We start from the raw sequence: 23981 nt of genomic DNA on the forward strand, positions 1-23981 counted from the left end.
CGCCAGAGCCGATGGTATTGCCGTAACAGGTGGGAGAGTAGGTCGGTGCCTTTTTTAATACGAAGCCCCTTCAGGAAACTGGAGGGGCTTTTGTTTTGTGTATACTTTCCAGAGGACAAACCGGCTGATGGGATTAGCGAATTTCTCATGGCTATGACTTCGTTATAAATATGTTACTTTCTAGGTATACAAAGTATATTCTTTTCTCCATCATAATTTGTATTTTCATGTAAGTTTGCCTGAACAGCACGATACCAGTATTTTATAAACACATTAATAACCAATAGTATGAGAATAGGTCTTTGTTTAGTTTTTTTACTCTTTTCTAATTTTTTAATAGCACAGCGTGTTCCTCAAGCGGACAGTGTGATTACTACAAAGCATCAAATAGCTGCAAATGGACAGAAGTTTGCTTACACGGCAAAGACAGGAACTCAACCGGTTTGGGATGCGAATGGAAATGTTTTAGCGACTGTTCATTTCACGTATTATACACGTGATGATGTATCAGACCGTAATAAAAGACCGCTAGTAATATCTTTTAATGGTGGACCAGGTTCTGGTTCAGTCTGGATGCATTTAGCTTATACAGGACCTAGGTTATTAAATATAGACGATGAAGGCTATCCCTTACAACCCTACGGTGTTAAGGAGAATCCCTATACCATATTGGATGTCGCTGATATTGTATATGTAGACCCTATTAATACAGGGTATTCAAGGATTTTGGATAATAAAGCCGACCGAGCATTGTTTTTTGGTGTTAATGCTGATATTAAATATTTGGCCGAATGGATAAATACGTTTGTGACAAGAAATAATCGATGGAGCTCTCCGAAGTACCTTATTGGAGAGAGTTATGGTACAACACGCGTATCTGGATTAGCTTTGGAGTTACAGAATGCACAATGGATGTATCTAAATGGTGTTATTTTGGTTTCTCCGACGGATCTAGGATTAAAACGTGAAGGTGCTGTGTCTAAAGCTAATCGTTTACCGTATTTTTTAGCTACGTCATGGTATCATAAACGATTGCCTACCGAATTGCAAAGTAGGGATTTGGAAGAACTTCTACCAGAGGTGGAGGAATTTACATTGAACGAGTTACTTCCAGCGATAGCGCGAGGAAGTAGTTTACCCGCTTCTGAGCGAGCTATTATCGTAAAGAAGATGGCTCGATATTCGGGATTATCGGAAGTGCTGATTGAGCAGAACAATCTGGATGTTTCTACTTCCCTATACTGGAAAGAGTTATTACGGGATAAAGGAATGACTATAGGACGTTTGGATTCTAGATATTTGGGAATAGATCTTAGAGATGGCGGAGAACGACCAGATTACAATGCTGAGTTAACTTCTTGGTTGCATTCATTCACCCCAGCCATAAATTATTATTATTTAAATGAGCTTAAGTATAAAACCGATGTGAAGTATAATATGTTTGGGGACGTGCATCCATGGGATCGGTCAAATGATAATACCGGTTTTAGTTTGAGACAAGCTATGGCTGCCAACCCATTCTTACACGTTATGGTACAGTCTGGTTATTATGATGGGGCCACGGATTATTTTAACGCAAAGTATAACCTATGGCAGATGGATCCTTCAGGAAAACTGTCAGGAAGGATGAGTTTCTTCGGTTATCGAAGTGGACATATGATGTATCTGCGAAAAGAGGATTTAATAAAGGCCAACAATGATATTCGGGAATTTATCAAAAAATCTATCCCAGCAGCTGATAAAGCGGCTAAGTATTAAGATCCGAGACCGAATTTCCAGATGATGTATTTTATTGGATTAAATTTTAGACGTTAAGCCAATTTAATGGCATCTTTATACCTTATAAATTTTACGTATGAATGTATATGAACTGATATCAATTGGATTGTACATGTTGCTGATGATAGGAATAGGAATTTATTCCTGGCGTAAGTCGACAAGTAGCTCTGATGAATTTTTAATTGGTGGGCGAAAGATGGGGGCTGCAGTTACGGCCTTATCAGCAGGAGCTGCTGATATGAGTGGCTGGTTACTAATGGGCTTGCCAGGGGCCATGTATCTTTCGGGGCTTTCCAGTGCATGGATCGCAATCGGACTGACTACAGGTGCTTTTTTGAATTACTTGATCGTAGCACCTCGATTACGGGTGTATACAGAGGTCGCCAATAACGCAATCACACTACCCGTTTATTTTGAAAATCGCTTTCGGGATAAAACGCAGTTGCTGAAGATTGTTTCTTCTATTCTTATCCTAGTGTTTTTTACCTTGTATACCTCAGCAGGAATGGTTTCTGGAGGACGGCTTTTTGAGTCGGCTTTTGGAATCGATTATTACACGGGGCTGTTTGTTACGACTTCTGTCGTGGTGCTCTATACCTTTCTAGGTGGTTTTCTAGCGGTAAGCCTGACGGACTTTGTGCAAGGAACTATTATGGTTACTGCGTTGGTAATTATTCCTATTGTTGTGGTCTCTCAGGTAGGAGGATTAGGGACTACTTTGGAGATTATTGAGACAAAGGGTGGGCATTATCTCGATCTTTTAGAAGGGACGACCGCGGTTTCTGTAGCGTCCCTATTGGCTTGGGGATTAGGATACTGTGGCCAGCCTCATATTCTTGTTCGGTTTATGGCTATTGATAATATTAAGGATCTGACTAAAGCGAGACGTATAGGAATCAGTTGGATGATATTTACGGTTGGTGGAGCGATGTTGGTAGGTCTATTTGGTATAGCTTATCTTTATCAGTTTGATCAGAGCCGAATGCTTGCATTCGACGGCTCCAAGGAAATGGCCGAAACGATCTTTATACATTTGTCCCGGGTACTTTTCCATCCATTGATAGGAGGGTTTCTGCTGTCTGCTATTTTAGCAGCAGTGATGAGTACAATCTCCTCGCAGCTCTTGGTCACGTCGAGCTCGATGACCGAAGATATCTACAAGGCTTTTTTTAACAAGAATGCTTCTGCGAAGAATATGCTGCTCATGAGTCGACTTTCTGTGCTCATAGTAGCTATTGTAGCGCTATTATTATCCCTGAATCCACAGGATAGCATTCTGAACCTTGTAGGGAACGCCTGGGCCGGTTTTGGTGCCGCATTTGGACCTTTGATTGTATTGTCTTTGCTATGGAAACGTACAACAGCACTTGCGGGCTTGCTAGGTATGTTAGTAGGGGGAGTTGTAGTATTGTTATGGGTTTATGTGCCTCATGATTATAAGGCAGTTTATGAAATTATACCAGGATTTCTTCTCAGCTTTTTAACTATAGTTGCTGTTTCTTTATTTGATAAACCGGTAACAAAGGAAGTGCAAGAGGAATTTGATCAGGTCAAAACAATCGTTCAGTCTTAAAAAAAGGGAGCTTACAATAAGCTCCCTTTTTTATAGTGTCGAAAACTTGATGCGACTCGGTTTTGACTGATCGAAATAGATACGATGTGTATTTTTGATATAGTCTTCAGCTTTGGCTTTATAGATATCCATAAACTGATTCGGATTACGATCGGCCAAAGGAAACCAGCTGTGTTGAATCTGGACCATAATCTTATGTCCCTTTTTAAAGGTATGTGCAACATCAGGGAGGTTGACTTTTACATTGGTTACCTGGGCCGGAACAAATGGTTCAGGTACACTAAAACTGTTTCTAAACTTACCTCGTAGAATTTCTCCACGAACAAGCATTTGATAGTTTTGCATCACGGTCTCCTTGTTGATGGCTGAAATAGCAGCTGAGCTATCAGGGTATACATCGATTATTTTTACAATAAAATCTGCATCGGTGCCCGTCATTGATATATGGAGATCTGCCAGTATTGGTCCTGCCATAGTTATATCATCAGATAGTACTTCGGTTTCAAACACCATGACATCTGGTCTATTCGCAGCAAAGCGTTGATCAGCTATCATGTATTCTCGGGTACGGTTAGTGATTATTCCGTCCTGGGAAGGAACGGGCTTCTGGGGGTCACTGACATATTCAACGTACTTGTTTTGCTCTTGATTCGGAGTATGGGTTAATTTGTTGTTTTCGTTGAGATAGAGAGACTGTTCTTTGCCCGCTTGCGGAGGCCACTGTTCAAAAGTTTTCCACTCGTTGCTTCCGGTGACGAAAATATTAGCTTCCGCTGGGTTGAAATTCCCTTTTCCTTTTAGGTAGTACTCAAAGAATGGGAGTTCAAATGTCTCTTGATAGTAGGTACTTGTGCTTTGATCGAACCTAATATCTCCAAAAGAATCCCCTTTGCCCCGGACCCAGCCACCATGAAACCAAGGGCCCATAACGAGAATGTTGTTATTGTTTGGGTTTCGTCGTTCAATCTGTTTATAGGTTTCAAATGCGCCATAAGTGTCTTCGGCATCAAAAAGGCCACCTACGACCATGACCGCCGGTTTTACGGCATTTAGATGATGCGTGATCGTACGGTTTGTCCAGAATGTGTCCAGGGTACTATGCTTAGCCAGATTATCCCAGAATTTAACGGTGTGATTCAAGTATTTTGACTTTAACTCCCCTAGTGTAGGGTGGTCAAGAAAGAACTTATACCAGTCTTTGGATTCTAGGTTGAATCCTTTTGGACCGTTTTCATTGGTAATAGGTCGTGGGCGAGGGGCATCAAACGTATACATAAAACGGAAGGCATCAATAAGAAATAGAGCACCTCCATGGTGAAAATCATCTCCGATAAACCAGTCGGTTACAGGAGCCTGTGGGGATACTGCTTTAAGAGCTGGATGAGAGCCAATCAAGGACGTTGTAGCGTAAAATCCAGGATATGAGATCCCATACATTCCTACTTTTCCATTGTTGTTCTTGATATTTTTAATCAACCAGTCTATCGTATCATAGGTATCTGTGCTCTCGTCGATTTGGAGTTTGTTTTCCTTGGTTCTGGTAGGTCTAATGTCTTCAAAGGTGCCTTCGCTCATCCATTTGCCTCGTACATCCTGATAAACAAAAATATAGGAAGCGATAGCCATTTTGTCGAAGTTGCCCAAGCTGTTTTTATATTTGTCCTGTCCATAGGGAGCTACGGTGTAAGGAGTCCTGTTTAGTAAAATAGGATGTTTAATAGTTTTGTCTTTAGGGATATAGATTGCCGTGAAAAGTTTAGTTCCATCTCGCATGGGGATGTACTCTTCAATCTTGTCGTAATGTGCTCTAACATAAGCCTCGTTTACCTCTTGGGCGAGGAGATGAGCAGTAATAAGCGGAAAAAATAAAAGTAGCAGTAGGAGTCTTTTCATGGTGACAGTGTTCTAATTAGAATTCAATATAAGTATTTATACTATTTTTTCTAAATTAGAGAAAACAAAATTTGAAATATTATGAGTTTGAAACAAGGCTTTTTGATTGAGTTAGAGAGGGAAACAGAGAATACAAGACGTATTGTTAGCAGGTTAAAGGATGAGCATCTTGATTGGCGGCCGCATACCAAATCGATGACAGCAGGTGAGTTGGCTGCCCACGTCGTCGAGTTACACAATTGGGTACACAAGGCCTTGGGGCAAAGTGAGTTTGATTTTAAAAGACATTTTACGCCATTTAAGCCAACAAATACGAATGAAATTCGAGAAGTACTGGATCAGGGTTACGCTAAGAATGTAGAGATGATCAATGCGTTGACAGATGAAGATTGGTCGTCGAGGTGGAAGCTATGTGCTGGTGATCATATCATTGTAGAGATGCCTAAAGTTGGAGCTATGCGTTTTATCATACAGAACCATCTTATCCATCATAGAGGACAATTGTCGCTCTACTTACGGCTAATGGATATTCCTGTACCGGGCATCTACGGTCCTTCAGCGGATGACTTGAGCAACGGCTAATAAAAAAGGCCTCTTAATTTTAAGAGGCCTTTTTTATATATCAAAATTACGGTAGCTTATTTAGCTAATTCTTCCGCAATAGCTTTTCCGATTTCAGCTGGAGATTCTACAACACGAATACCACACTCGCGCATGATTTTCATTTTTGCTTCTGCTGTATCATCTGCACCACCTACGATAGCACCAGCGTGTCCCATACGGCGTCCCGGAGGCGCTGTTTGACCTGCGATAAAACCAACAACTGGCTTAGTACCATTTTCTTTGATCCAATGTGCTGCTTCAGCTTCCATTCCACCACCGATTTCACCGATCATGATGATTGCTTCAGTCTCAGGGTCATTCATTAATAACTCAACAGCTTCTTTTGTAGTTGTTCCAATAATTGGGTCACCACCGATTCCGATAGCTGTAGTGATACCTAAGCCTGCTTTTACAGTTTGGTCTACTGCTTCGTATGTTAAAGTTCCTGATTTAGAAACGACACCTACTTTACCTTTTTTGAAGATAAATCCAGGCATGATACCGATTTTAGCTTCTTCTGCTGTGATGATACCAGGACAGTTAGGGCCGATCAAACGAGAGTTTTTGTCGCTCAAGTATGATTTTACTTGAATCATATCTTTCGTAGGAATACCTTCCGTAATACAAACGATTAAAGCAATTCCTGCTGCTGCTGCTTCCATAATAGCATCTGCTGCAAATGCTGGAGGTACAAAAATGATGGAAACATTAGCTCCAGTAGCATCTACTGCATCTTGTACGGTGTTGAATACAGGACGGTCCAAGTGTGATTGACCACCTTTACCTGGTGTAACACCACCTACTAACTGAGTACCATATTCAATCATTTGAGAAGCATGGTAAGTACCTTCTGTTCCAGTAAATCCTTGAACGATAACTTTTGAATCTTTATTTACTAATACACTCATTGTTCTATTTTTTTGCAGAGCAAATCTACTATTTTGTAATGACTTCCCGAAATAAAGGTCGTGCTAATCCACTTTTTTATAAGAATATTTCATCTTGGTGAGCAAATCCCAAGATACTACACCTACGGTAACCGATACATTGAAGGAATGCTTAGTGCCAAATTGAGGGACTTCGATGCAGCCATCTACATGTGGCAACAACTGTTCGTCGACGCCATGGACTTCATTCCCAAAAATTAAAGCATATTTTTCGTGTTCAGATACCGTAAAGTCAGGGAGTGATATTGAATTTGAAACCTGCTCTATGGCATATATTTTATATCCCTCATCTTTAAGGGATTGTATCGCCTCTAGATTGCTTTGGAAATGTTTCCACTCCACAGATTGTGTAGCGCCAAGTGCTGTTTTTTCAATTTCCCGGTGAGGAGGACAGGCTGTAATACCGCAAAGTATAATTTTCTCCAATGCGAAACCGTCTGCTGTTCTGAAAGTAGAGCCTACATTATGCATGCTGCGGACGTTGTCCAGAACCAAGACGATAGGTGTTTTCTCTTGCGCTTTGAAGGCCGTTATATCAGTACGGTTCAATTGATCCATTGATAGTTTTTGCATGCTCAAAATTAAGGAGTATAATGTGAAAAATGAAGCGCTCTGATAACATTATCTGCTGTTCGTCTCAGAAGGGTAAATAAAACTTTAAAATAGATTTTGAATATTGAATAATACTGGTTATTTTTGCAATCCGAATTTAGTATAAAAAAGTATATAATAAAATATAGCTAAGAGAAATGGCAAATCATAAATCAGCGATTAAAAGAATTAGAGCTAACGCTGCGAAGCGTTTAAGAAACCGTTACCAAGCGAAAACTACTCGTAACGCGATTAAAAAATTACGTACTACAACTTCTGCTGAAGAAGCTAAAGCGTTATTACCACGCGTAGTTTCTATGCTAGATCGTTTGGCTAAGAAAAATGTTATCCACAAGAAAAAAGCTTCAAATAACAAATCTAAGTTAACAAAATTTGTTAACAAGTTAGCGTAATCTTTTTTAGTAATAATATAAAAAAAGGATGCCAAAAGCATCCTTTTTTTATTTCGACAAACTTTGGTCTATTTGCTATCCTTCATTTTAAGGATAGTGTTTGTTATGGTTTCTAGCGCAGCTGGATTATCCTTATAGCGCTCCAAGTCATATAACTCTACTTTTCTAAAATCAATAGGATGACTTTCCGATTGCAGGTAGATGTATCCTGATTTTAGCAATTGTCCATCTTTTTTCTGTGTCTCGTCATGTCCGCTGACATTCCCCCCTCCGATTTGAGGCTTGGTGTATTCTAGAACAGTTGCTCCTTCCAGTACGTGTCTTATCAAGGAATCGCCCAATACAACAAAATCGGCTGTAACCCATTGGTCACCGTGGTATGTTTTTGATGTTGAACCCACACAATGCGGGGTATATAGCTCATTGCGGTAGAATACATTCGTACCCGGGGTGCAGAGATTAGAAGTAGTGCGCTCTGAAGTCGGGGTAGTGTCTCCTCCTAAAAGCTGACCTTCTATAGAGATTGGGAAATCTTGATTTCTGAGCATGCTTTCAGGTGATTGCCCATGTAGCATAGCGCCGCTATTGCGCCAGGCCCATCCTTCACCTCCTTTGGCCTGGTCTCCTACAAAACGGTATTCGACGCGTAATATATAGTAGCCAAATGGTTTGTTATAGGCTAGATGCCCATATTGTTTGTTGAAGTCGTCATAGCCATCGTACCGAACTTTCAATAGTCCGTCCTCCACGCGGAACGTATTTTTATAGTTTTCACCGACCTCATGAAAGCGAATCTTTGCTGTCCAGTCATTGATATCCTTCCCATTGAACAATTGTATAGGAGCAGGTGCTTTTATAGCCTTAGCTGCTTGTTTGTTTTGGGCATTACAGGATAGGAGCGCAGCTGAAGCAAACGCGATAGTCAAGAGATGTTTTAGGTTCATTTGATTAGGATTATTTATAGTAATGTATTTTGATGTTTGACATAATCACTGGGTCTTATCCCGATTACCTTGTTAAAGGTATTACTAAAGGTCGGTAAGCTGCTGTACCCCACTCGGAGCGCTACTTCGTTGACACTTATTTTTTCATCCAGTAGTAACCGTAGTGCTGTTAACATTCGCAATATCGTGTAGTATTGGATGAAAGACATGTTAAGTTCTTTTTGAAAAAGACGGGCCAACGTTCGCTCGCTGATGTCGAATCGTTGGGAAAGCTCCTTGAAGCTTACATTTTCGGAGATATTCTTCTCGAGAAAGGAAACGATGTTCTTAAGCTTTTCGTGTTGTGGATAAGGCAGTGCTAAAGGGAGCTCTGATTGTGATAATTCGGGTAGTATTAGTTTAAAAGCCTTTGCTATGGAATATTTGGGCTCTTCAACGGGAAAAATATTACCATTCCAACGATTGGTAAACATGATTAATTCAATCAAAAGATCGTTGACTGGGTATATATTGATTTTATCGAAAAAGTCAGTATCCGTTTCATATTTCGGGAAATAAAGGTTTCTCATAACAACATGCGACGAACTCGGATGTATACTGTGTTTCATCCCGGAAGGAATCCAGATGTAATGACGGGCAGGCAAGAAGTATGACTTGTCCGAGGTCTTGAGGAATACAACACCGCCCTCAGTATATAAAAATTGTCCTTTTTTATGCAGGTGCTCTTCGATATGATTATCGCCCATCAATGCGTGATGGCAATAGATACTATCTTCAAATGCGTCCACATCGGTCATGTAATATTTGTTTACATATTCCTTTTCCATAGCTTGTTGATTGAGTTATAAATTTCTTGTTTTTTGCTTACAAAACCAAAAAGTAAGTGATAGCTTACTCTAAAAATGAAGCTAAAGACTGAAATATGATATTGTCGGGAAATCGCGATTGTTCTTAATGGGTTGCTTGATAGTGTTTTAGGATTGGTGACGCCTAGCTTTTTAAGTTTTGTGTACTCTTTTTTTTACTGATTATTAGTGTTTTATGTGGTTTTGGATGGGAATCAATAATTTACTGGCAGAATATAATAATTTAGCTCGATTTTTAATTTATAATATTGTAAATTGTTTGATTAATAGAAAGATATAAAAAGTCATATTTTGTAAATAATGAGTGTCGAAAGAATACGTTTAGAAACTTTACGTGATAAAGTGATGACTGCGGAGCAGGCTGCCTCGTTTATCCAGAATGGTATGGTCGTAGGTTCTAGTGGGTTTACAAAGGCAGGGGATAGCAAGGTCGTCTTACCTGCATTTGCCGAACGTGCGAAGAAAGAAAGTATAAAGATCACCTTGATGACAGGGGCTTCACTAGGACATGATACTGATGGTAAACTAGCCGAAGCTGGAGCTTTGAGTAAACGTATGCCTTTTCAGGTAGATCGCACATTACGAAATAAAATAAATGCTGGAGAGGTCTTGTTTATCGATCAGCACTTAAGTGAAAGTGCCGAACTGCTACATAATGAAAATCTACCTCCTGTTGATATTGCAATTATAGAGGTCGCTTACATCGACCGTGATGGGAGTATTGTGCCGACCACTTCTGTTGGGAATTCCGTGACATTTGCAGGGTTGGCAAAACAGGTGATCTTGGAGATCAATACTGCAGTTCCAGAAGAAGTATATGGCATCCATGATATTTATCAAGCGGAGAATTATCCCCATCGTAACGTAATTCCTATTGTCGCTCCTTGGAACAAAATAGGGCGTAAGACAATTCCTTTGGACCCGAGTAAGGTAATCGGTATCGTATTTACCGATATCACCGATAGTCCGGCAGACATCGCAGCTCCAGATACAAAGACATCCTCAATAGCCCGTCATATTCTCGAATTTTTTGAAAACGAAGTAAAACTTGGCCATCTGACAGATCGCCTGCTTCCTATTCAAGCAGGGATAGGGAAGGTAGCCAATGCAGTATTGATGGGATTTAAAGATAGTAACTTCTATGACCTGACTATGTTTTCGGAGGTCTTGCAGGATAGTACATTTGATCTTATTGATTCCGGAAAATTGAGTTTTGCTTCAGCGTCCTCGATTACAGTATCAAAAGATTGTTATCATCGTGTTTTTGATAACCTTCAACGTTATCGGGATAAGTTTGTACTCCGTCCACAGAATATATCCAATACACCGGGGCTTATCCGAAGACTGGGGGTTATCGCTATCAATACTGCGATTGAATTTGATATCTATGGAAATGTCAATTCAACGCATGTCTCAGGCACTAAGATTATGAATGGGATAGGAGGTTCTGGGGATTTTGCACGTAATGCCTACCTGAGTATATTTGTCACACAGGCAGCTTCCAAAGAAAATGCGATATCACATGTATTACCTATGGTGTCACATGTGGATCATACTGAGCACGACGTTGATATTCTAGTTACAGACATTGGGCTTGCCGATCTGCGGGGCTTGGCACCTCGAGAGCGAGCACAGCAAATCATTAATAATTGTGTGCATCCGGATTATAGGGAAGAATTGCAGTCCTATTTTGATAGAGCCTGCGCCCGCGGAGGTCATACACCGCACTTGTTGGAAGAAGCATTTAGTTGGCATTTAAGATTGGGCCAGACCGGAACAATGAAAAAATAGAGAAAAGGCGTTAAGAGAGATAATCTGTTAACGCCTTTTTTTACTTGGTATAGCGATGCCTACGTAAGTAAGCTTGAGAGAGACCTATTAGTATCAAGATGATTATCGGTAGGACAACATTGATCAGTTGCCATTTTAGTTTATCACCTTTAACCATCGCCTGATCCAAGAGGCGGAGCTTGATTTCTCTGTTTCTAAGGGAGATTAGCCGCTCATCGTTCATCAGATAGTCCACCGAGTTTTCTAGAAATATCTTATTCGCATACTGTTGTTCCGTATAGCGGTCCCAGCCTAGTGGATAAGGTGATTGATCTTTGCTGTTCACCTGGTTCATCAACCAGTCGCCATCTGCGATGACCATCATTCGGGCTTCCTCAGATATGTTCGATAGGTCTATAGCTTCAGTTGCACCTATAGGAGTAGGCCTATTTTGGTAAATATAAGGGAAACGGCCACTCAAAAGAACAGCTACAGGCTTAGGTGTTGTCCTAAACTTGGCGGGGTCAGGCTGTTCTTCTACCATCTGCAAGGAGATCGGTCCAGGCGTATTGACGATCCGGCTGAAAGGAGAGGAATGCAGAAGGATTTCTTTTTTGATACCTGCAGCAGCAATGGTATCTATCGTGCCGACAAATTCAGCGCGTATTCCGTCTAGGTTTTTTAGAATGGCGTTATTGCCTGTAGGCATCAAAATTGGGAAAAAGTACCAAGGTACCATCTCTATTTGTGTCTGCCCACCGATGCTCCCTATAGAGAGTGGTATTTGCGCACAGTTTAGATCCACCAGTATGTTGTAGTTTAGACGTGCACCATATAGAAATAGTTGGTCATCTAAGTTGAGTTCTCGGCCTATTAGGGGTTGCGTACCATTCTTTTTAAGATGGTCCAAACTAGCATCAATCTGATCTATAGCCCAAATAACAGAACCACCATGTCGGACAAAATAGTCCAATTTGTACTTCTCGCTTTCGGAGAAAGCTGTTTGGGGTTTGGCTATGATCAGTAGTGAAATCTCCTTTAGATTGTTCAGTGGAATTGAATCGAGATGGAGTCTTCCTACCTGCCCAGAAGCACCTAAGGTCTGCATGGCATCATAGAGCTCCAAATCAGACGGCTCACCATGACCTTCGGTAAAAGCAATATAGGGTACTTTATCGATGTTCGATTTTGAAATAGCAGAAGTGAAGGCGTATTCTAGATTTTGAATAGAGTTATTGAGTACTTGCTCAGGTGTCTGTCCAGTTTTATTTTGCAGTAAGCTGACGTTGATTTCATGGTCCCCCCGACTGATTATGGCGGACGGGAAAATCAGTTTTTGCGTAAACCCGTTTTCTGTCTTTACACTGAGATTGGTGGGGTAGAGCCCCCGGGCGATTAATGCTTCGGTATATTCTTTCTGCTCCTCCTGACTTCCTGCACTAGGATCAATAACATTGATTTTTAATTTGCCCTTTGAGTAAGATTTTAAATCATGTGCCATGTCAATAGCAGCTTGTCTTAGTCTTTTAAAACCTGCAGGTAGGCTTCCATCTAGAAAGATGGTGATATAAGTCTCTTCTTTAAGGTCCGATACAATATCTTTTGATACCTCTGTCAGGGTAAAACGTCGGTCTGCAGTAAGGTCTATTCTTCCAAAGGCCTGCAGGATTAGCGTTTGGTTCAGTACCGTGATTAGTATTAGAAAGCTAAAGTAGGCTGTAAATGTTTTTTTTCGCGGTCTAAACTGACGACCTAGATGGCCAATTGACAGGAGAAGGAATAAAGCCTGCGCACTTAGGAAATAGATTAAATCAGCGGCAGTTATAATCCCTCTACTTATGGAGTCGTAATGCGCTAAAATCCCTATGTTTTTAACAAAGTCTTCGATAGGGAGGAAAAGGGTAAGTGAGCTCAGTGCATCAAATCCATAAAAGAACAAAAAGGAGAGGGAAATCGCTAATAAAAAGGCTATGATAGGATTGTTGGTCAGTGCGGAGCAGAATATGGATATCGCTACAAAAGTGGCGGCCAAGAACAGTAATCCGATATACGAGCCGATAATAGCTCCTATATCCATATTGCCGACAGGGTAAGCTAAGAAGTAGATGGTTACAGCGTAGACAATGGTAGGGAGTATGGCTAGTGAAACAATCGTTATCCCACCTAAGAACTTGCCGATTACAATCTGAGATAAGGTAATGGGGCGACTTTGTAAAAGCTCGAAGGTACCATCCGACTTTTCACCGGCAATACTGCGCATACAAATTGCAGGTACCAAGAATAAAAGGAGGTAGGGAGCTAATGCAAAAAAGCTATCCAATGAAGTATAGCCTGCGTCCAATATAGAGGTTTCAGGAAAAACCCAGACCAACAATCCTGTGGTCAATAAAAATATTCCTATTGCTAGATAGCCGATTAAGGAATTAAAATAACCTGCTATTTCTTTTTTATATATACTTAACAACTTGCTCTCGATTAATTTGTTCCGAAATTAGGAAAATGTAGAGTAGAAAGCAAGACTGTATATAATGCAAAACAGCATGAGGTATAGTCTCATGCTGTTTGTTTTATGATAGTCTATTTACTTTTTCCAGGTAAATAGATTTGAAAGCCAAGGCTCACTCCTAATCCTGTTGCTTTGTCACCGACATTGACATTCGCTTTAGAATAATTATAACCAGCCATTGCTTCAAGAGCTACTGTCTGCGTAATAAAGTGTGCATATCCCGCATTGATACCGAATGCAAAGGAAGTTCCTTTACCTGCATTACTTCCTGTGATACCCACATCACCATGTCCGAAGAAACGGCCTGTAGCACTCGATCCTCTAGGGATATAGTAACGTACAAAAGGTGCGATACCATAATTCCACTCATTGTCTGCGTCTTTGATTGTTCTAAGTCCCAATGAAGTTTGAGCACCTAACGCCAAACCATCGGAGATAAAGTATCCTGCGCGAGGGCTTACACTGATGTTAAAAGCTTTTGATTCAAAGCTATATCCTAAGCCACCGATAGATCCACCTACCATCCAGTTTCCTTCTTTGATTGGGGTGAGACCTACATTCGCTGAATGTTGAGGCACTGTTTTAACCTGCTGTGCATTGGTGTAGGTAAAAACACCAAGTAATAAGGCTGCTGTAAGTAGTTTTTTCTTCATATCTATTAGTTTTTAATTATAAATAATGTCACTACCTATACAACAATCGAGCCGTAATCTTGTTTTAGGAAATAGTCAGTTTTACAAAAATTTCTTCCATGTTTAAGCCTGGGTACTTTACATTCCGATCTTCAGCAAGGAAATGGTCTTTGATCTGACCTTTATGAATAATTATAACCTCTTGGCATATTGCTTCGACCTCCTGCATGATATGTGTTGATAGGAATACAGTTTTATTAATTGCCAACTGTTGGATCAAGGTTCTGATTTCTATAATCTGATTGGGGTCGAGCCCTGTAGTGGGCTCATCGAGAATTAGGACCTGAGGGTCATGTATGATCGCTAATGCTAATCCTACCCGTTGTTTGTAACCTTTAGATAGTTGTGCTATCTTTTTGTGCTGTTCATCTTTTAGTCCGGTCAGCATTATGACTTCTGCAATTCGTTGCTTGCTGTTGGTCAATTTATGGAGCGAAGCTTCAAAATGTAAAATTTCCTGTACATACATATCCGTGTAGAGCGGATTATTCTCCGGCAGATAGCCTATAGATTTCTTTGTCAATAGAGGGTTTGCTGTAATGTCTACGCCATTAATCTTACAGGAACCTTGTTCTACAGGTAGTATCCCAGTAAGGGTTTTCATCGTTGTCGATTTTCCTGCACCATTGGGGCCTAAGAAACCGATGATATGATTACTTGATGTAGTAAATGAAATACAATCTAGCGCTTTTTGCTGCTTATATGTTTTCGTTAATTCCTTGACTTCGATAGACATGGTTTAATGACGGATATAGGGCGAAGTGATATTTCGCTTTCGGATATAATAATCTAATGCCTTATGGGCCTCCAGTGGGCGATCCGTACTAAGCACGTCCGCACCTTTTTCAATATATTCAGCGTAGGTCTGATAGCCCCGTTGTTCGGCCTGTCGGTCAAGGTTACCCAGTGTTCCCAATATTATTTTAATACCATGCTGATGGAGTATTTCTACCAATTTCTCTTGAGGTTGATGCACGCCTATAAAAGCGATGATCCTATTGTCAGGAATTCCAAGAGCTGCCAAGCGGGTTAGGTCATCTACCGATTTAATACTGGCCGAAATCATGAGGTCTGGATTGATACGGTACAATGCTTTGGCCTGTTTGCCGCTATACGTGATTACAACACTATAAGCTTGTGCGTTGGCTTTAGTTATTACATCGTTCAATAGTTGGTAAGGTATGTCGCTTTTAGCGTCCAGCGTAAAGATTACTTTCCCTTTGCCCCAGACCAGTGCTTCTTCCAATGTCGGGATACGGTAAGATGTACTCTTCCCTTCTGTATCCTTTAGCTTTAAGCTTTTGAGCTCCGCGAGTGTAAGCTTATTGACCTGTCCTTTGCCTGTGGTCGTTCTATCCAATGTCTCGTCATGTAGAAGCACCAGAACAGAATCTTTCGAAAGCCTTACATCACATTCGATAATAGCAGGCATTTTATTCGCGATACGTGCAAAGGTTTCGATGGCATTTTCGGGGTAGCCCTTCGTAGGGCCTCCACGGTGCGCACTGACTAGTGGATAGCTGGATTCGGTATAAGTAAGAAACTGGTAGAGGTCATCTACCGTATTCAATTCGAAAGTCGTGTTGGCGAATAGGCTATTTTCTGTATCCTTAGCTCCTGTTTCTGTTGTTCCTGTACTATTACGAAAACAGCTCGTCGTAGAGGCTACGAACAGTAGGATAGAAAGATATAAAAAATGGCGTTTCATCAGACAGAATCGGTTTTGTAATTATTTATCAATTGTACTATCTGTTCTATGCTCGTATGCATTTGGTCTACCTTTAACTGCGATTGATTGTAAAAAGGAGCACGGTCTTCCAGTTTTGTTTCGATGAATGTCAAAAGTTCCTCACCATTTAGTCCCTTGAGAACAGGTCTTTTATTAACATCAGATTGGCTGAGCCTTGACCAAAGCGATTTTGGGCTATGCTCCAAATAAAGTGCCAGCCCATTCTGGGTAATCCATTGCATATTGTCAAAGAAGCAAGGTGTTCCACCTCCTGTAGAGATGATAGCATTATTCCCTTTTTGCTTTCTTAAGAATTCGCGTTCTAGCTCCCTAAAGTTGCTTTCGCCAAAGGCTTTGAAATATTCCGGGATACTCATGCCTATATGGGCTACAATCTCATGATCAAGGTCGATGAATGTCCTTCCCATTGCAGCAGCTATTTTTTTGCCCAATGTGGTTTTTCCACTGCCCATGAATCCAACGATGAAAATCGGTCTGTTCATTATTGCGTTTTAAAATAAGTCTCGATAAGCTTTTCTTTTGATGGAAAAGCATGTTTAGACCATTTTTTGATGACCGTACCATTTTGAAGTAGCATAACACCAGGATTGGAGCGGACCATGCTCTTGAGTGGCACAGCATCTGCATAAAACGACTCTAGTACCAAATCGAGCTGATCATTGAGGTAAGTGACATTTTCCGAAGAGCTTGCTGTCAATAAAATAGCGCGGATATTATATTCAGTAGATAAGTCGCGGATTGTTTGATTGATTTTATCTAAGGCAATAAAATCTGCTGGTGATAATTTCGTTACATCGACGCTAGTGACCACAAAATTGTAATACGGATTATTTATTACTTCTTTCGTTAGATCATTACCTTCAGCATCTGATATAATCAGATCAGGAATAGGTACTTGGTAACCCTTTTTGATAAGTTTCGACTCGGGTTCACCAATGACCTCCCAATTTTCATCTTCCCAAATTTTTTGATCCATATACTCTTTGTCAGTCATCTTTTTCTCTTCATTTGTTGACTTATTCTTCAGCGAGTAGATGTGCTCATATTCATCCTGTTCAGCGCCCTCCGGTATTTCCATCAGCTTAGGAATGTTATTTCCTTCTTTGTAAGGTAAGAAGTCGACGAAAGGCAAGTAGCTAATTGTGTAAATGCCGATACCAAAAGACAAGATGATAACAAAAAAGCTAAGCAGATTATTGGTAAAAGAGCTCGCGATCAAAGGGACTATTTTTTTTCTTTTGACAAAAATCACCAATATGAAAACGAGTAAGACAAGGTCCTTGATAAAAGATTGCCACGGTGTCAAAGGAATGGCATCTCCAAAGCATCCACAAGAGCTGACCACCTCAAAAAATGCAGAATAAAATGTTAAGAAGGTAAAGAAAATAATCAACAGAAGTAAACCCCATGCCACTTTTCGACCAGCGATCCCTAATACCAGTAGAGCCCCTAGAATAATTTCAAAAGCACAGATAGCGACTGCAATCCATGTGGCATAATCGTTTAGAAAATTAAGATGTAGTACATGGAAGTACTCTTGTAACTTGAAGCCAAATCCCATAGGATCATTGGCTTTTATTAATCCGGAAAATATAAATAGGAGTCCAACAAACAGTCTGGATATCCATAGTAGGATATCGGGCGAAGAGTTGTTGTTGTTCAACGGAGCATAGTAGGATGTATTAGACATTTTAGTTGTTTTTATCGGCAAAACCCAGTTTTATTAACGCAAAGACAGCATAGTTCAGCATATCTTGATAGTTGGCCTTTAAGCCTTCAGAGACAAGTGTCTGCCCATGGTTGTCTTCAATTTGTTTTACACGGTGCAGTTTCATAAGGATGAGATCTGTCATCGACGAGATGCGCATGTCACGCCAGGCCTCCCCATAATCGTGATTTTTTGCAAACATCAGATCGCGTGTTTCGTCCACCTTTTCTGTATATTTTTGGTCTACAAAAGCGGTCTGAAGATTTTCGTCGCCTTCCTCGCCCAGTTCTAACTGTAAAAGTGCAATCACACAGTAATTCACGATCCCGATATATTCATCAGAGATATCCTCGCCAACTTTAGAAACCTGTTTGATTTCGAGCGTTCGGATACGTTTTGCCTTGATATAAATCTGATCTGTGATCGATTGTAGACGCATGATTCGCCATGCGGTACCATAATCTTTCGTTTTTTTTATAAAAAGATCCTTGCAATATTGTATTACGGCATTGTATTCTGCGGTTGTATCCATATCCTCTAATTCGTATTACTTTTCGATAAAAGACAAATATAGCTAGAAATCTGCTTGTTTGTTAGTCACAAAACTGTATGTTTTGCTTTTTTCTATCGATAAGTCAAGATTTTTGAATTAGATTAGAGTGATGAATTTGAGTTTTATACAAGATATACAAGAGCGCCAATGGGGACTAATAAAATAGAAATTCGTGATGTAAATATCATCCGTTATATACAGCCCTTTAGAGAAGGAGGATCATTACCCGGACTGGTTGATGCAGATGATGGTTTTAGTTACGTCATCAAGTTTAGGGGAGCCGGACAAGGGAAAAAAGCCTTGGTCGCGGAGTTTATAGGAGGTGAGTTAGCGCGTCTGTTGGATCTCCGCATGCCCGAGATGGTATTTGCTGAGTTGGACGAATCATTCGCCCGGATGGAGCCGGATGAGGAGATCCAGGACCTACTGCGTTTTTCGGTAGGAAAGAACCTGGGTGTTCACTTTCTTAATGGAGCGATTACATTTGATGCGAATGTCGATGCTGTAAGTGAAGAGGAAGCATCCAAGATTGTTTGGTTGGATGCCCTATTGATGAATGTAGACCGTACAGCACGCAATACCAATATGCTGATCTGGCATAAAGAGCTCTGGTTGATCGACCATGGTGCCTCACTCTATTTTCATCATTCCTGGGACAATTGGGAGGAACAAATGACCAAGCCTTTTGTACAGATCAAAGACCATGTGTTGTTGAATAGGGCCGCACATGTTCGCGAAGTTGATAGCAAGTATAGATCGAGTTTTAGTGCGGATGTCGTGACCAGTATTTTGGATGCTATTCCTGACGAATGGTTACAGGAAGAAGGAAGAACACTAAATCCAGATGAAGTGCGTGAGGTATATAGAAAGTTTTTATTGGGAAGGTTAGCACAGTCTGAAGTATTTCTTAATCAAATAGAAAATGAGCGAAAGAACAGTATATGAGTATGCCGTAGTACGGGTCGTACCTCGTGTCGAACGGGAGGAATTTGTGAATGTCGGGGTCGCGCTCTATTGTAGAAAGCAACGCTATGCGGATGTTAAGATACATGTCGATGAAACGAAAATAAAAGCACTGTATGCGGATATAGATGTGTCGATGATTAAGGAACATCTAGATTCGTTTCGCCGGATTTGCATTGGCGACAAACACGCCGGGCGTATAGCTTCGCTCGATCAGCCCGAACGGTTTAGATGGCTCACTGCAAATAGAAGCACACTGATACAGTGCTCGGCCACCCATCCTGGAATGTGTGTGTCAGCAGAACAGACTCATGACGAGTTGTTTAATAAATTAATTCTATAATGTTGGTAGTATTAATAGTATATTTGACGCGATGAAGGAAAATGAGGTTACGATGTTTTATCAACAATTGTTTTTAAAGCAGCTAGAGGTACAGGATATGCCTTCGAACGAGCGTATTGCGAGTTGGGCAAAGGATTTGCTAGATCTGTTATTCCCAGAGCGCAATTCCAAAGGTTTTGAAAGTATAGAACAGATGATTTCGGCTTTTGGACAGGCCGAATCCGAACTTTTTGAACTTCTTTTGAAAACCAAAGCTTGTTCACACTGTGACAACCAAGCTATAGCAAAGCGTTTTTTTGCTTTGCTCCCTAGCATCTATGAAATAATGAATACCGATGCCCAAGCAATCATGGATGGGGATCCGGCAGCCCAGAGCCTGCGCGAAGTCATTCGTACTTATCCTGGGTTTATGGCTATCAGCATCTATCGTTTAGCTCATCAGTTGCTGCAGTTGGGAGTGCCTTTAATACCGAGGATATTGACCGAGTATGCCCACTCCAAAACAGGGATTGATATCCACCCTGGTGCTCAGATAGGTCCCTATCTATATATAGATCATGGCACAGGACTGGTCATCGGTGAGACCTGTATCATAGGTAGTCATGTCAAACTGTATCAGGGAGTGACGCTAGGGGCGCTCAGCGTCGAGAAATCTTTTGCGAATGTACAGCGACATCCCATCATAGGTGATCATGTTATTATTTATGCAGGAGCTACCATTCTTGGAGGAGGGACCAAAGTTGGAGACCATTCCATCATTGGTGGAAACGTGTGGCTGACGAGTAGTGTAGAGCCTTACACTACGGTATACCATCAGCCCAACTCAAAATTTATAGAAACTAAACCGACGGTATAATGGGAAATATTATCGATACAATAGGAAATACACCTTTGGTGGAAATCACACAATTCCATACCAATCCGAACGTCAGGATTTTTGCTAAGTTGGAGGGGAATAACCCTGCAGGTTCTGTTAAGGATCGACCTGCGTTGAACATGATTCGTTCGGCGATGGAACGTGGAGATATAAAAAAGGGGGATAAGCTGATCGAAGCTACAAGTGGCAACACAGGCATCGCTTTGGCGATGATCGCCAGTATGTATGGGTTGGATCTCGAGCTGGTCATGCCAGCCACCTCTACCAGAGAGCGTACGCTTACTATGGAAGCTTTTGGAGCTCAGGTCACCTTATTAGAGACCATGGAAATATGTCGAGATTATGCCGAGGCAAAGGCTGCGGAGGAAGGAGTATTTATATTGAACCAATTTGCAAATCCCGACAATTATCTCGCTCATGTAAAGACCACAGGGCCAGAAATATGGAAGGATACTAAGGGGGAGATCACCCATTTTGTGAGTGCAATGGGGACCACTGGGACGATCATGGGATGTTCAACGTTCCTTAAAGAGAAAAATTCAGCTATTCAGATTGTAGGTTGTCAACCTACAGAAGAATCCTCTATCCCAGGGATTCGCCGTTGGCCAAAGGCCTATCTTCCTAAGATTTTCGATCCTTCTCGTGTCGATCGGATAATTGATGTGGATGAAAAAGATGCTATCCAGCGATCTAGAGAATTGGCACGCCTAGAAGGTGTTTTCGCAGGTATGAGTACGGGGGGAGCAATGCAAGCCGCTCTAGAGGTCGCCAGCGAATTGGAACACGGAGTGATTGTGTTTATAGCCTGTGATCGTGGTGATCGCTATTTGAGTTCTAGCCTATTTGGTTAGGGCCTATAGTATAAATAGAAGAGCCTGTATCGATATATAATCCGATACAGGCTCTAAGTTCCTCTTAGCAGGGGCTTATTTCTTTTTAAAACGCATCACAACGATATCATCACTGATGCAAGTCAATATACCTTCCGAAACCGAATAGCGGGTTACTTTTGCCAGATTACTTACAAATATGGACTCCCCATTGCCTGGGCAGAACATACGTGTCATGCCTAGATCGCCAAATTTGATACGGTTACCTTCGCCTGTTTTGTATTCTCCAAAAAAGTTATTGCAGCTGCTGTTGCCATTCACTTTGTGTTCTGCTGTAGTGAATGTGATCGTAGGTTTTCGTTCTGGATATAGAGCCTGGAAAGATTCGCTCGTGTGTAAGACATAATCCATCTCCCAGGTTCCTTCTAGCGAAGAACTGCTTGAGGCTGCGTTAGAAGCTTTCATTTTCGCTACAGGTGTGGTCCCTTGTTTTAAAATCAATAAACCTCCTGTTAATTCAAAATTATCAGCTTTACCCAGCATCTGATTAATCCCTTGCTCTACGCTCATATCCGGACAAGCCATCATAGTAGACATACCCTGAGAAAATTTTATCTTTTTATTCGATTTTAACTCGAACGTACCGCCTATACCGTTACATCCCCCACTTGCGGAGTAACGGTTGTCCTTTTTTTCAAAAGCCATAAAGGGCTGCTTTCCATTGACCTCATTCGGAACAGCCTTGCCGTTTAATTCCGTCAGTTGCCATTTTGTGTCGAATAATTCAGTTGTCATATTTTTATCCGTTCCTGATTTTTTTATTGCACAGCTACTCATCCCTAGACTGACCACTGTAGCGAGAACGATAAAGTTCCTTTTTATTGTAATAGATGATAATTTCATATATGTATAAATTGTTTTTTATCTGTCATCCACCAGCTAGCGAACTCATGGGTGTTTGGTTTCGCTAAACAGGAGTATTTCATGTAATTATTGTATATCCTTTACTATCACAACGAGCAGAATCCTTACTGTGCTACAGCTCGTCATCAATGTTTCTAAGGTAAAAACAGCGATTCAGTAGAAATGTTTTGTAGTACAGCGCTTTAACAAAAAAAGCCTGCTAAAAAATATTAGCAGGCTTTTTCATTATCGAATGAGCTATGCGCCCAATTTTGATCTGATTTCTTTTTGAATCCCATCTTTATGTAGTAAGATAGAGATTGTTTTGTAGCGTACGTATTCCTTAGTTACATAAAGGTAACCTTTATAATCATTGGACTCGCCCCAAGAGTTTTTAACGATATAGTACTCTTTGCCGTTTTGGTCTTTTACCAAACCTACAATATGCATACCATGGTCATCAGTCGTCGAGTAATCATCGTATGCTGCCTGACGTTGATCTTCTGTGATTTTTGCTTCTGCTTTTGGTCCATTGAATAGATCACCAAGTTCTTCCTTGTTCATCATATCCATATCTTTTTCAGGAACAAAGGCAACACCGTTTTTCCAGCTAAAATATTTCTCAGAAACGTCACTTGCCCATGCTACTGTATAACCGTTTTGTAATGCATTATCAATGATGCTTGTCAAGTCATTCATTTGTACATTATAGAAACTCTCAAAAGACCAGTTGTCTTGGATCAATAGTACGAATGGTTTGTAATATGTATGCTCTTTGAAGGAACTGATACCCACATAGTCATCCGGATTGATACCTACTACCTGATCAGCCCATGTACGTGGCGTATAGGTTTTTCCTTTGTATTGGAAAGACTGAGGAGGTACTCCAAGATAAGAATCCATTACTCCGGTGATTGCTTTTTGCCAAGTTGGAGTTAGTTTTTTACTTTTAACAATATTCTCGTTCATGCCTTGAATCAATGTAGACATCTCAGAGAAATTATTGCGTGTCTGACCATCACGTAGTCCTGTGTATACCTCACGAGGTACGGCACCATATTTACGGAAGATAGTCAATACATCATGTAGTTGACCACCTTCGCCTTGCGCCTGGTCACCATGTAGTCTTACATAGGTTTTTGCTTTTTCCAAGTAAGTGTAATACGCTGTGTATATCTGAGAAATCTCTACGGGTTGCTTTCCTTGACGAATCATTTCGGACTCTAGGAATGAGTTGCCCGAGTAAGACCAGCATGTACCTGAAGAACCTTGATCTTTGATAGAAGTATTTCCTAAGTTGATTACTTGTGTAAAGACAAATCCATCTTTGCTTTTGTCACTTACGTTATTTTTAAGGGCATTGATTAAGTTATCTTGTGCAAATGTATGCGTAGTAGCAAACATTGCAGCGGCGATAAATAGAGATTTTCTCCAATTCATATTATGAGTATATTAATTTAATGCTAAGATAGCATGT

General features: G+C 40.8%; 23 protein-coding genes. 9 read left to right on the forward strand and 14 right to left on the reverse strand.

Going from position 1 to position 23981, the window contains the following annotated elements; genetic code table 11:
- Window positions 1-288: 288 nt before the first annotated feature.
- On the forward strand, window positions 289-1758 hold the full coding sequence (locus CLV99_RS01610) for a S10 family peptidase (protein ID WP_133582744.1): 1470 nt from the start codon (window positions 289-291) through the stop codon (window positions 1756-1758).
- Between the two features lie 97 nt (window positions 1759-1855).
- On the forward strand, window positions 1856-3352 hold the full coding sequence (putP, locus tag CLV99_RS01615) for a sodium/proline symporter PutP (protein ID WP_133582745.1): 1497 nt from the start codon (window positions 1856-1858) through the stop codon (window positions 3350-3352).
- Between the two features lie 30 nt (window positions 3353-3382).
- Here putP and CLV99_RS01620 read toward each other — a convergent pair whose 3' ends face one another.
- Window positions 3383-5245 carry a CocE/NonD family hydrolase gene (locus CLV99_RS01620; RefSeq protein WP_133582746.1) on the reverse strand — a complete coding sequence of 621 codons (1863 nt, stop codon included), beginning with the start codon at window positions 5243-5245 and terminating at the stop codon, window positions 3383-3385.
- Window positions 5246-5326: 81 nt separating this feature from the next.
- Between CLV99_RS01620 and CLV99_RS01625 the strand changes: the two genes are divergently transcribed.
- On the forward strand, window positions 5327-5827 hold the full coding sequence (locus CLV99_RS01625; RefSeq protein ID WP_133582747.1) for a DinB family protein: 501 nt from the start codon (window positions 5327-5329) through the stop codon (window positions 5825-5827).
- Window positions 5828-5883: 56 nt separating this feature from the next.
- Here CLV99_RS01625 and sucD read toward each other — a convergent pair whose 3' ends face one another.
- Together sucD and CLV99_RS01635 are read right to left on the reverse strand one after the other, a co-directional pair.
- Entirely contained in the window at window positions 5884-6756 is an 873-nt protein-coding gene (gene sucD, locus CLV99_RS01630) for a succinate--CoA ligase subunit alpha (protein ID WP_021069224.1), read from the reverse strand.
- Window positions 6757-6819: 63 nt separating this feature from the next.
- Window positions 6820-7368, reverse strand: coding sequence for an RNA methyltransferase (locus tag CLV99_RS01635; RefSeq protein WP_133582748.1), 549 nt, complete (start codon window positions 7366-7368; stop codon window positions 6820-6822).
- A 176-nt stretch (window positions 7369-7544) separates the two neighbouring features.
- On the opposite strand from CLV99_RS01635, the gene rpsT reads away from it, so the two are divergent.
- Window positions 7545-7799 carry a 30S ribosomal protein S20 gene (gene rpsT, locus CLV99_RS01640; protein WP_079645251.1) on the forward strand — a complete coding sequence of 85 codons (255 nt, stop codon included), beginning with the start codon at window positions 7545-7547 and terminating at the stop codon, window positions 7797-7799.
- A 68-nt stretch (window positions 7800-7867) separates the two neighbouring features.
- Here the strand turns inward: rpsT and CLV99_RS01645 are convergent, their stop codons facing one another.
- Together CLV99_RS01645 and CLV99_RS01650 are read right to left on the reverse strand one after the other, a co-directional pair.
- Window positions 7868-8743, reverse strand: coding sequence for a 3-keto-disaccharide hydrolase (locus tag CLV99_RS01645; protein ID WP_133582749.1), 876 nt, complete (start codon window positions 8741-8743; stop codon window positions 7868-7870).
- Between the two features lie 14 nt (window positions 8744-8757).
- Window positions 8758-9570, reverse strand: coding sequence for an AraC family transcriptional regulator (locus CLV99_RS01650; protein ID WP_133582750.1), 813 nt, complete (start codon window positions 9568-9570; stop codon window positions 8758-8760).
- 339 nt (window positions 9571-9909) lie between these two features.
- On the opposite strand from CLV99_RS01650, the gene CLV99_RS01655 reads away from it, so the two are divergent.
- On the forward strand, window positions 9910-11400 hold the full coding sequence (locus CLV99_RS01655; protein ID WP_133582751.1) for a succinate CoA transferase: 1491 nt from the start codon (window positions 9910-9912) through the stop codon (window positions 11398-11400).
- 40 nt (window positions 11401-11440) lie between these two features.
- On the opposite strand, the gene gldG is transcribed toward CLV99_RS01655, so the two are convergent.
- The 7 genes from gldG to CLV99_RS01690 all read right to left on the reverse strand — a co-directional run bounded on the left by gldG (window position 11441) and on the right by CLV99_RS01690 (window position 18567).
- Window positions 11441-13843, reverse strand: coding sequence for a gliding motility-associated ABC transporter substrate-binding protein GldG (gldG, locus tag CLV99_RS01660; protein WP_133582752.1), 2403 nt, complete (start codon window positions 13841-13843; stop codon window positions 11441-11443).
- A 113-nt stretch (window positions 13844-13956) separates the two neighbouring features.
- Window positions 13957-14538, reverse strand: coding sequence for a hypothetical protein (locus tag CLV99_RS01665; RefSeq protein WP_133582753.1), 582 nt, complete (start codon window positions 14536-14538; stop codon window positions 13957-13959).
- A 64-nt stretch (window positions 14539-14602) separates the two neighbouring features.
- Window positions 14603-15313: an ATP-binding cassette domain-containing protein gene (locus CLV99_RS01670; RefSeq protein ID WP_133582754.1), complete on the reverse strand. Its 711-nt coding sequence runs from the start codon at window positions 15311-15313 to the stop codon at window positions 14603-14605.
- Between the two features lie 3 nt (window positions 15314-15316).
- The gene (locus CLV99_RS01675; RefSeq protein ID WP_133582755.1) at window positions 15317-16285 is read right to left on the reverse strand and encodes a glycerophosphodiester phosphodiesterase family protein; all 969 of its coding nucleotides are present in this window, start codon (window positions 16283-16285) and stop codon (window positions 15317-15319) included.
- On the reverse strand, window positions 16285-16809 hold the full coding sequence (locus CLV99_RS01680) for a shikimate kinase (protein WP_133582756.1): 525 nt from the start codon (window positions 16807-16809) through the stop codon (window positions 16285-16287). The genes CLV99_RS01675 and CLV99_RS01680 overlap by 1 nt, the downstream gene beginning before the upstream one ends.
- Window positions 16809-18017: a BT_3928 family protein gene (locus CLV99_RS01685; RefSeq protein WP_133582757.1), complete on the reverse strand. Its 1209-nt coding sequence runs from the start codon at window positions 18015-18017 to the stop codon at window positions 16809-16811. The genes CLV99_RS01680 and CLV99_RS01685 overlap by 1 nt, the downstream gene beginning before the upstream one ends.
- A gap of 1 nt (window position 18018) precedes the next feature.
- On the reverse strand, window positions 18019-18567 hold the full coding sequence (locus CLV99_RS01690) for a DUF1599 domain-containing protein (protein WP_133582758.1): 549 nt from the start codon (window positions 18565-18567) through the stop codon (window positions 18019-18021).
- A gap of 168 nt (window positions 18568-18735) precedes the next feature.
- Here CLV99_RS01690 and CLV99_RS01695 point away from each other — a divergent pair, with 168 nt between their 5' ends.
- The 4 genes from CLV99_RS01695 to cysM are packed head-to-tail and all read left to right on the forward strand — an operon-like array spanning window position 18736 to window position 21622.
- Window positions 18736-19533, forward strand: a complete 798-nt coding sequence (locus CLV99_RS01695; protein WP_133582759.1) for a HipA family kinase — start codon at window positions 18736-18738, stop codon at window positions 19531-19533.
- A complete protein-coding gene (locus CLV99_RS01700; protein ID WP_133582760.1) occupies window positions 19511-19894 on the forward strand; it encodes a DUF3037 domain-containing protein in 384 nt (127 codons plus the stop codon). The genes CLV99_RS01695 and CLV99_RS01700 overlap by 23 nt, the downstream gene beginning before the upstream one ends.
- 31 nt (window positions 19895-19925) lie before the next feature.
- Window positions 19926-20750, forward strand: coding sequence for a serine O-acetyltransferase (locus CLV99_RS01705; RefSeq protein WP_133582761.1), 825 nt, complete (start codon window positions 19926-19928; stop codon window positions 20748-20750).
- Entirely contained in the window at window positions 20750-21622 is an 873-nt protein-coding gene (gene cysM / locus CLV99_RS01710; RefSeq protein WP_133582762.1) for a cysteine synthase CysM, read from the forward strand. The genes CLV99_RS01705 and cysM overlap by 1 nt, the downstream gene beginning before the upstream one ends.
- A 75-nt stretch (window positions 21623-21697) precedes the next feature.
- On the opposite strand, the gene CLV99_RS01715 is transcribed toward cysM, so the two are convergent.
- Together CLV99_RS01715 and CLV99_RS01720 are read right to left on the reverse strand one after the other, a co-directional pair.
- Window positions 21698-22504 (reverse strand): META domain-containing protein, encoded by an 807-nt coding sequence (locus CLV99_RS01715; protein WP_133582763.1) that lies wholly within the window; start codon window positions 22502-22504, stop codon window positions 21698-21700.
- Window positions 22505-22762: 258 nt separating this feature from the next.
- Window positions 22763-23944, reverse strand: coding sequence for a C1 family peptidase (locus CLV99_RS01720; protein ID WP_133582764.1), 1182 nt, complete (start codon window positions 23942-23944; stop codon window positions 22763-22765).
- Between the last annotated feature and the right edge of the window lie 37 nt (window positions 23945-23981).

The organism is Sphingobacterium yanglingense (assembly GCF_004363245.1).
Taxonomy (GTDB): Bacteria; Bacteroidota; Bacteroidia; order Sphingobacteriales; family Sphingobacteriaceae; genus Sphingobacterium; species Sphingobacterium yanglingense.